The organism is Aquimarina megaterium XH134 (assembly GCF_000520975.1).
In the GTDB taxonomy this organism is placed as follows: domain Bacteria; phylum Bacteroidota; class Bacteroidia; order Flavobacteriales; family Flavobacteriaceae; genus Aquimarina; species Aquimarina megaterium.
The window spans coordinates 1-2006 of sequence record NZ_JACB01000112.1; the positions used below are offsets into that span (position 1 = coordinate 1).

Here is a 2006-nt window from a genome sequence, read left to right on the forward strand (position 1 = left end):
TATTCGACACTTCATCACAGAAAGGAGCATCTAATGCCTCTACAGAAACTTCAAATGTTCCTGCTGGTAATAGATTTATCGGTTCTGGATTTGTTGCAGTATTAGCCGCAATATTTACAAAACCTGGAACATTGACTCCTGTAACCGTGTTTACAACTGTATAATTATAAGCTCCTGTATAACCACCAATATTTAACTCTAACGCTCCTGTAAGAGCTCCATTACACGATACATCGGTAACCGTAGTTAATGTAGCTGTGATCGTATCGAAAGGAGCAATCACATATGCTGGAGTATCTATAGAACATCCCGTACCCTGATCCGTAATCGTAAATACATACGAACCAACACTTGGCAAAGCAAAAGTAACATTGGTAGCATTCGTCTCAACTGCAACTGTACCTGGATTATCATCTGTTCCTGCAACAACTCCTAATGAAGATAATACCCCTCCTGCTTCTACAAAGTCAAACGGACCTGTACCTCCTGTAATCGAAACAGTAACCGTTTCTGGATGATCACATGAAATTTCTCCAAAGTTCGTAGCAACTCCTCCACTAGTATCTCTAGTTATAGTAGGGTCAGTCATAATTGGAAATGCAGGAACAATAACATCAAAATCGGCAAAAGCACAATTATTTTCATCGGTAACCGTAAACGTATAAGTACCTGCAACAATAGCTGTAACCTCATACTGAACTCCTGCTCTAACTCCATCTGCATCAGCCACATCGGTCTCTGATCCAGTAGCAGCACCACTGTAAGAAACATCATAAGGTTCCGTACCTCCTTCGATAGTTATCGTAATCACTGGGAATACATCTGCATTAGAAGCATTACAACCATAAGCACTTGGTGGATCTGGTGTTACTGTAAGAGCTGCCGTTGGACCTCCAACTGTTACCTGAATCGCTGGAGTATTAGAACAACCCTTATCAGAAACAACTACAATATCATATGTTCCTGCTTCTAAATTTTCAAATAAAGGATTTGATTGTAATGGTCGTGTTAATGGACCAGCTACAATTTGATATTGATATGGTGGATTATCGTCTCTTGTTGGGTCTAAACTCACTAAAATAGTACCGTCGGTTCCATTAAAACATGAAACAGGAGTCGATACTCCTGATGGTATCGGATCTAAGAATGTAGGTACTGTAATGTCAAAAGTAGCCTCACACCCTGGTACTGGACCAATGGCGCTATCTACAACTTCTACTCGATAATCTCCTGGGAAAATACCATCTGTACCCGCAACAGTACTACTAAAAGTAACCTGATCTGCTCCTGGTCCAGGGGTTTGAGTCACGCCAGGTACTGTTATTCCTGTACCAGCATTAACCAAATCAAAGGTAAAATTACCCGGATTAGCCGTAATATCTGAACCTCCACTAACCGTAGCAACTATCGTAGCATCATTATCACGACATGTCGGCTCTGTTAATGTAGCTGTAACCAATAACTCTGGATATACCGTAATCGTTCTTGGTGGCGAAGGACAACCGTTCTCATCAAAAACAACAACACTATACGTACCAGGACCTGAAACTGCAAAATCATGACTAGCTGTATTTGCTCCTGTAACCGTACCAGGTACTTGAGCACCTCCATCTATAGAAAATGTCAATGTACCTGTTCCTGGTGGTATAGGAACATTACTCGTAGCGGTAACCGTAAAAGTATAATCATTATCAAAATTACATGCATCATCTACAAAAGGATCTATAGTATTAATAACCGGAGCCGGAGTAACCGGTGGAATCGTAATTTCTCTTGATACAACACAATTGTTAGCATCCTGTACAAAAATTACCCAAGTCGTATTAATCGTAGGGTCTAAAGTAAACACCTCTGTAAGTGGATAAACACCCGGGTCTGGTTGTGGAGCTGATCCAGCAACCGCCGCAAAACTATAGCCAGGAACTCCACCATTAGCATCCATAGTAACTGTCGATAATGCTGTATTACAATCTGCTATCGTAGCACTTAAAAAATTTAAGGTGAGA

1 protein-coding gene is annotated in these 2006 nt (G+C 40.8%); it reads right to left on the reverse strand.

The window, feature by feature from the left end; all coding sequences use genetic code 11:
- Positions 1-2006: hypothetical protein (locus tag Z053_RS29540; RefSeq protein ID WP_035097176.1), on the reverse strand; the 2006-nt coding region annotated here is incomplete at both ends.